Consider the following 6,858-nt stretch of genomic DNA (forward strand, 5'->3'; position numbering starts at 1 on the left):
AGATCCCGGCGGCTGTCCCCGACGGTGCACGCCGAACTGACCCGGGTCGCCGGCTACCTGTCGTTCTCCCTCGGGATGCTGGCCGTTGACACCGGCGACGACACCTCGGCGCGGCGGTTCGCGACCCTCACCGAGCAGTTCGCCGCCCAGCTCGACGACCGGCTGCTCACCGGCACCGCGCACAGCCTGGACGCGGCGATCGCCTTCGTCACCGGGCGCTACGCCGCCGCCCGCAACGCCGCGGCCAAGGCGGCCGCTGTCGACCATCCCTACCTGCCCGGCTGGGCAGCGGCGGTGCAGGCCACCGGCGCCGCGGCCACCGGCGACGAGGCAGCCCTCGACGCCGCCCTGAACCGGCTGCGCAACCGGCCGACTGTGCTCGGCCTGCGCCATCCCGGCTGGCCCCCCTTCGACGAGGTCCGGGAGGCCTGCGTCGTCGCCGATGCGATGGCCCGCCTCGGGATGCCCGGGGCGCGTTCCGCCGCGTACACCGCGATCGACCTGACCACCCCGGCGACCCTCGACCGCGGCTGGGCGCTGGCGTCGCTCGCCGCCGCCACGCTGCGCCGCGATCCCGCGGTGGCCGAAGCCGCCCTCCTCGAGGTGGAGGACATCCTCGACAAGCGCCCGTCGCGGGTGCTCACCCTGAGGACGAACGAGATCCTGATGCTCACCTCGGCACACGCCGAGCGCGCCTCGCTGCGGGCCGGCGCCGCCTGAGCCGAGCCCGGGGGAGCAGGTCACCGGGCCGGCCGGCCGGCCGCGGCGCGCAGCCGCGCACCGCGGCGCACGAGCAGCCGTTCGGCCAGTGCGTCGGCGCGTTCGATGTCCTCGAGGGTGGCCCGCGTGCGCCGCTCGACCTCCAGGACCGCCGCCAGCAGCTCGGCGGACAGCCGGGTGCGGGCGGCGACCCGGGCGACGCTGGGCGGCAGCACGGGCGCGCTGCCCGGCGCGGTGGGTACGGCGGGCCGGGTGGTGGTGGTCGGACGAGAAGTCAGATGCGCCAGAGTCACACTCCAGTGATATCGCGGCTGGTACGCACCGCAACGTCTTGACTTCTCGGCGAATCCGGGGATCAGCATTGCCCCACAGGGCATCCACAGGGTCGCGGCAGGTTACCCACCGGCTTGTCGACAGGTTTATCCACATAACGATCTTTGTGTGGTAAACGTCACATTCCCGAAGGCCGGGATGCCGGTCGCGGTTCCGATATTCCGGTCCATGCACGTAACCGGATGATCCTGTTACAGTGTGCGCCGACAAGATCGGGAGCCACATGACAGGGTGGGACGACCCGCACCGGCAGCCGCAGCAGCCTGGGCCGGCCGGATACTACGAGCCGTACGGACACGAGCCGTACGGACAGCCGCCGCGGCCGCCTCATGGCCAGGCCGGCGGGCCGGGCCCGACGCCGTACCCGATCGGCCCGCCGCAGCCCTTCCCGGGTCCCGGCCCGGGCCAGGGTTACCCGCCGGTGCCGCCGGTACCGCCGAAGTCGGTCGCGGTCGCGCTGCTGCTGACCTTCCTGTGGCTGGGCGTGGGCCACATCTACGCCGGCAGGACCACCACGGGTGTCGTGCTCCTGATCGCCGACCTGTTCCTGTGGATGTTCTCCTTCTTCATCGTCACACTGATCATCACTGTTCCGGTGTGGTTCATCGTGTGGGTGATCGCCATGGTCAGCTCCGCCTCGGCGGTCCAGGAGTACAACACCCGGCTCGGCTACCCGCGCGGCTGACCACCGCGGGCGAGCAGGGCGTCCACCAACCGGCGGGCGTCGGCGAGATCGACCGGGTCGGCGACGAACAGGATGCGGTACATCATCGGTGCCATGACCCCCTCGACGATCTCACCGACCCCGGGGGCGGGTTCACCGCGACGCGCGGCCCGTTCGACGATGACCCCGATCTGCTTGCGGATGTACAGGTCACAGCAGCACGCCGGCCGGTCGTCGCCGCAGGAAGCGACCAGGTCGCGCAGGAACGCCCGGCCCGTGGGGGAGGACGTCTCCTCCAGGTACTGCTCGCAGTAGGCGGCGAGATCGCCGCGCAGCGACCCGGTGCCCGCCGGCGGGGTCTCCGGGCGCAGCCGCTCGGCGGCGACGTCGGCGAGCAGCTCGGTCAGGTCCCCCCAGCGCCGGTAGACGGTGGAGGCGGTCACCCCCGCCCGGGCGGCGACCAGCGGCACCGTGATCTCGTGCCGACCCCGCTCGACCTGCAGCGCGCGCACCGCGGCATGCACGGACTGCTGGACCCGCGCGCTACGCCCCCCGGGCCGCGGACCCTCGGACGGACTCACGCATCCAGCCTAACGCACATCCTTTGCGTTAACGTCGGGCCGAGGGTACCGTCGGGCGCTAACGCAAAATCTTAGCTTTAGCTGTCCGGTGAAGGGAAACCCGATGTCCTCCCAACCCATCGCCACCGGCCTCCCCGCCGGCCTGATTGGTCTGGCCGGCCAGGCCGGCGCCGCCGATACCGGCGGCGGTGGTGGGAGCCCGTCCTCGGCGGCCTCCGCCCCGGTACCGGCGGTGGCCCTGCCGCGGCAGGCCGCGGCCCGCGACGCCCCGCCCGACCCGGGCACGGCGCCCCACCGGGGCAGGCTGTCCCCGCGCGCCGGATTCCTCCTGCAGACGTCGATGATCGGCTCGTTCCTCGCCGCGTCCTCGGCCCCCACCCCCTTCTACCCGGTCTACCAGGCCCGCTGGGGGTTCTCCCCGATCACCGTGACCGTCATGTTCGCCGTGTTCGCCGTGTACGCCCTGGCCATCCTCGCCGCACTGCTCACCGTCGGAGCCCTCTCCGACCACATCGGGCGCCGTCCGGTGCTGCTCACCTCCTCGCTGCTGCTCGCCGCCGCGATCGCCGACGAAGGCGAGCCGACCATGCGGGCCGGTACTCGGTGCGCGACAGCTCGCCGCCGCGACCCAGGCGTCGGACAGATCGCCGGGACGCCCGGAGTCGACGGTGTGCGGCACCGCCGGCTGCGTCACCACCGGCCGCGCCACCGCCGGCCGTCCCACCACCGGCTGCGCCACCGCGGGTCGGATCATGTCACTCCAAGGGATCATGCGACTCGGTCGTGCGACGTACGTGGGTCGTGCGACCTACGTAGATCACGCGACCGTGTGGGTCTGGAGCCACATCTCGAGCAGCGCGGCCTGCCACAGGGCGTTCGCGCCGAGCGCCGTGCGGTTGTCGTTCGGGGCGGCGAGCATCGTCCGGACCCACACCGGCCGGAACAGGCCCCGCGTCTTCGCCGCCGGATCGGTGAGCGCCTCGCGCACCCGGTCCAGGAACGGCCCGTCGAGATGACGGATCGCCGGCACCGGGAAATACCCCTTGGGTCGGTCGATGACGTCGACCGGCATCAGCGGGCGGCCGATGTTCTTGAGCACGCCCTTGCCGCCGGAGGCGAGCTTCAGCTCCGGCGGGCAGGCGGCGGCGAGCTCGACCAGCTCGTGGTCGAGGAAGGGGGTGCGGGCCTCGAGCCCCGCGGCCATCGTCATGTTGTCGACCCGTTTCACGGGGTCGTCAACGAGCATGATCGTCGAGTCGATGCGCAGCGCGGCGTCGACGGCGGTCTCGGCGCCCGGCCGGGCGAAGTGGGAGGCGACGAAGTGCCGGCTGGCATCGGCCTCGATGAGATGGTGCGGCTCCACCATCGCGGGCAGGTCCCGGTGCGGTCGGTCGGCGAAGACCCGCAGGTAGGCGTCGACGGCGTCGGTCCGCCCAACACCCGCCAGCGGCGGATACCAGGAATACCCGGCGAAGACCTCGTCGGCGCCCTGCCCCGACTGCACGGCCTTGACGTGCCGGGAGACCTCCTGGGAGAGCAGGTAGAAGGCCACGCAGTCGTGGCTGACCATCGGCTCGCTCATCGCGGCGATGGCCGCGTCGACGGCGGGCAGCAGCCTCGTCCCCGGCACCCGGATCTGGTGATGGTCGGTATCGAAATACCGGGCGATGACGTCGGAGTAGACGAACTCGTCGCCGGGCTCGCCGCCGACGGCCTCGAACCCGACACTGAAGGTCGCGAGATCCTTCTGCCCCGCCTCGGCGAGCAGCGCGACGATCAAACTGGAGTCCAGCCCACCGGACAGCAGCACGCCGACCGGGACGTCGGCGACCATCCGGCGGCGCACCGCGAGGCGCAGCCGCTCGGCGATCGCGTCCTGCCAGTCACGGGCGGTCCAGTCCGCGTGCGCGGGATCGCGGGTGAAGCTGGGACGCCAGTACAGGTCGTCGGTCGAGGTGCCGTCCGGTTCCACCACCCGCACGGTCGCCGCGGGCAGCTTGCGCACCCCGGCCAGAATCGTGTGCGGGGCGGGCACCACGGAATGGAACGACAGGTAGTGGTGAAAGGCGACCAGGTCGATGTCGGAGGAGACGCCGCCGCCGGCGAGCAGGGCCGGCAGGGTGGAGGCGAACCGCAGGCGCTCGCTGTTCCCGGTGAGGTAGAGCGGCTTGATGCCGAGCCGGTCCCGGGCGAGGATCAGCCGCCCGCTGTCCCGCTCGGCGATGGCGAAGGCGAACATCCCGGCGAAGTGGTCGACGCAGCGTCTCCCCCACCGGTGGTACGCCTTGCCGATCACCTCCGTGTCGGAGGTGGAGAAGAAGCGGTAGCCGGCCGCGACCAGCTCGTCACGCAGCTCCTGATAATTGTAGATGCACCCGTTGAACACCGTGGTCAGGCCGAGCTCGTTGTCCACCATGGGCTGGGCACCGCGCTCGGACAAATCGATGATCTTCAGGCGACGGTGCCCGAACGCAACTGGGCCGGCGGACCACACTCCCACGCCGTCCGGGCCCCGCGGCACCATCGTCGCGGTCATCCGCACCACCGCGTCGACGTTCGCTCCCCGGCCGTCGAATCTCAGCTCGCCACTCAGCCCGCACATGTGCGCTCCCGTCGATCGATGAAGTCAGGCGAGATCCATTCCCCGGGGCTTCCTTCCCGATACCGCAGCCGTTGATTACGACCTCACTCTCGAGGACGGAGATTTCACAACAGTGTCCGCGATGTTGCCAACTCCCTCGGTCGCCAACCCGCGCGGAACCGCAGTGCACCCGCGACGGAGCACCCCGCGACGGAAGACCGGGCCACCCTGGATCAGACTACGGAGAGTAGCGGTCACGGAACGGTTGACGGCGGGGAATCACCGGCTAACGGCGGGAAATCCAGGTGTCCTTGGACCCCCCGCCCTGCGAGGAGTTGACGATCAGACTGCCGGGAGGCGCCACCCGGCTGAGCGCCGCGGGCACCACCCGCGGCTCCCACCCGGCGTAGACGAAGACCCGCAGATCCACCGCGCAGGGTTCGAGATGGCTGTCGTGCCAGGTCGGATGGGTCGACAGCGACACCAGTTCCTGGCCGATCCACTGCCGGGGATCGGCCAGGATCCGCTCGCGGACCTCGGTGAGCCGGTAGGGCTCGGCGCGCGGCCCGATGACCACGCCGGACCCGCCGTACCCGTCGACCGGCTTCACCACCAGTTGATCGAGGTTGTCCAGCACGTGTTCGCACTGCTCCGGGTCACCGCAGACATAGGTCGGCACGTCGTCGAGCACCGGCTGCTCGCCCAGGTAGTAGGTGACCATCCGCGGGACGTAGGCGTAGACGACCTTGTCGTCACCCACCCCGTTACCCAGAGCGTTCGCCATGCCGACCCGGCGGGCCCGGATCGCGCGCAGCAGCGGGAGCCCCAACGGGGTGCCGTCGGCTCCGAGGGCGCCGAACAGGTCGTCCTCGTCCATCCGGCGGTAGAGGACGTCGACGCGGCACCGCCGGGAGCCGTCGATCCGGTGGACGACGTCGTTGTCGTCGACCAGCAGATCCGCCGGTTCCACCAGCGCAACGCCCATCTTCTCGGCGAGCAGGGAATGCTCGAAGTACGCCGCGTCGGTCTTCCCGCCGGTCAGCACGGCCACCGCCGGTTCCCCCGCGGCCGCCGCTGGGGCCGCCGCGACCAGCGCCTCGTGCAGCAGGGCGGGTATACCGTCCAGCCGCAGGATGCCGGCCGGCGGACCGAGCTCCGGCAGCACCGACTCGGCGAGCCGCCGGCCTTCCATGGCGTAGGCGATACCGGACGGGACGCGCAGGTTGTCCTCCAGCACCAGCCAGCCGCCGTCGCCGCCGCGGACCAGGTCGATGCCGGCGACAGTCACCCGGATGGCGTCCGGGCCGGCGGCACGACCGCCGTGGCGCAGGCTCGGCGCGTCGTTGACCACCCAGGCCGGCACGATCCCGTCGGCGACGGCCGCCCGCTCGCCGTAGCTGTCGTGCAGGAACGCCTCCAAGGCCCGGACCCGCTGGCTCAGCCCGGTCGTCAGGGTCGTCCAGTCGTCGGCGGCGATGATCCGCGGGACCAGGTCGAACGGAAAGGGACGGCTGGTGGAGTCCCCCGAGGCCCGGAAGATGATCCCCCGGTCGTTCTGCTCGGCCTCGCGCGTCCCGACCCGTTCGTCGAGGATGCCCGGGCCGAGCCGTTCCAAGGTGCGCATGACGGCCCGGTACTGGGGACGGACCGCGCCGCGGGCATCGACGATCTCGTCGTACCCGGTCGGCTGGTATCGCTCGAGCAGCCGCGGCGCAATCTGGTCGGAGGCGGACACGGCGGGCGCGCTCCCCAGCGCGGCCGCCGCCCCCGCGGGCGGGACGTCGCGGGTCTCGGCCAGCACCAGATCCGCGACGTCGGTGAGCAGACCCCGACGGGCGAAGGCCCGGCGCTGGCGGTGCGCGGAGCTGCCCCGGCCAACGGCCTGTTCGGCCAGGTTGTCGATGAGCTCCCAGTCGTCGAACCGTTCGAGCTGCGGGCGGACCTCGGTGAGCAGCCGGCGCAGCATGGCCTGGGCCGGT

Annotated in this window: 7 protein-coding genes; 2 read left to right on the forward strand and 5 right to left on the reverse strand. The window is 71.8% G+C overall.

The window, feature by feature from the left end; all coding sequences use genetic code 11:
- A partial coding sequence (locus ACY45C_RS12230) for a hypothetical protein (protein WP_462187741.1) occupies window positions 1-720 on the forward strand: 720 nt, incomplete at its 5' end.
- A 20-nt stretch (window positions 721-740) separates the two neighbouring features.
- On the opposite strand, the gene ACY45C_RS12235 is transcribed toward ACY45C_RS12230, so the two are convergent.
- Entirely contained in the window at window positions 741-1,013 is a 273-nt protein-coding gene (locus tag ACY45C_RS12235) for a hypothetical protein (protein WP_462187742.1), read from the reverse strand.
- A 236-nt stretch (window positions 1,014-1,249) separates the two neighbouring features.
- Here ACY45C_RS12235 and ACY45C_RS12240 point away from each other — a divergent pair, with 236 nt between their 5' ends.
- The gene (locus ACY45C_RS12240; protein ID WP_462187743.1) at window positions 1,250-1,738 is read left to right on the forward strand and encodes a TM2 domain-containing protein; all 489 of its coding nucleotides are present in this window, start codon (window positions 1,250-1,252) and stop codon (window positions 1,736-1,738) included.
- Here the strand turns inward: ACY45C_RS12240 and ACY45C_RS12245 are convergent.
- The 4 genes from ACY45C_RS12245 to ACY45C_RS12260 form a co-directional block, all read right to left on the reverse strand.
- Entirely contained in the window at window positions 1,723-2,298 is a 576-nt protein-coding gene (locus ACY45C_RS12245) for a TetR/AcrR family transcriptional regulator (RefSeq protein ID WP_462187744.1), read from the reverse strand. The two genes, ACY45C_RS12240 and ACY45C_RS12245, sit on opposite strands and share 16 nt — an antisense overlap.
- 393 nt (window positions 2,299-2,691) lie before the next feature.
- On the reverse strand, window positions 2,692-2,886 hold the full coding sequence (locus tag ACY45C_RS12250; protein ID WP_462187745.1) for a hypothetical protein: 195 nt from the start codon (window positions 2,884-2,886) through the stop codon (window positions 2,692-2,694).
- 229 nt (window positions 2,887-3,115) lie between these two features.
- Window positions 3,116-4,900: an N-acetylglutaminylglutamine amidotransferase gene (locus ACY45C_RS12255; RefSeq protein ID WP_462187746.1), complete on the reverse strand. Its 1,785-nt coding sequence runs from the start codon at window positions 4,898-4,900 to the stop codon at window positions 3,116-3,118.
- 265 nt (window positions 4,901-5,165) lie between these two features.
- Window positions 5,166-6,858: circularly permuted type 2 ATP-grasp protein (locus ACY45C_RS12260; RefSeq protein ID WP_462187747.1), on the reverse strand; the 1,693-nt coding region annotated here is incomplete at its 5' end.

The organism is Frankia sp. CcWB2 (assembly GCF_977927585.1).

Coding starts and splice junctions, on each gene's coding strand:
- ACY45C_RS12250 (WP_462187745.1), bottom strand. CDS start 2,886: ATGGTCGGCTCGCCTTCGTCGGCGATCGCGGCGGCGAGCAGCAGCGAG.
- ACY45C_RS12255 (WP_462187746.1), bottom strand. CDS start 4,900: ATGTGCGGGCTGAGTGGCGAGCTGAGATTCGACGGCCGGGGAGCGAAC.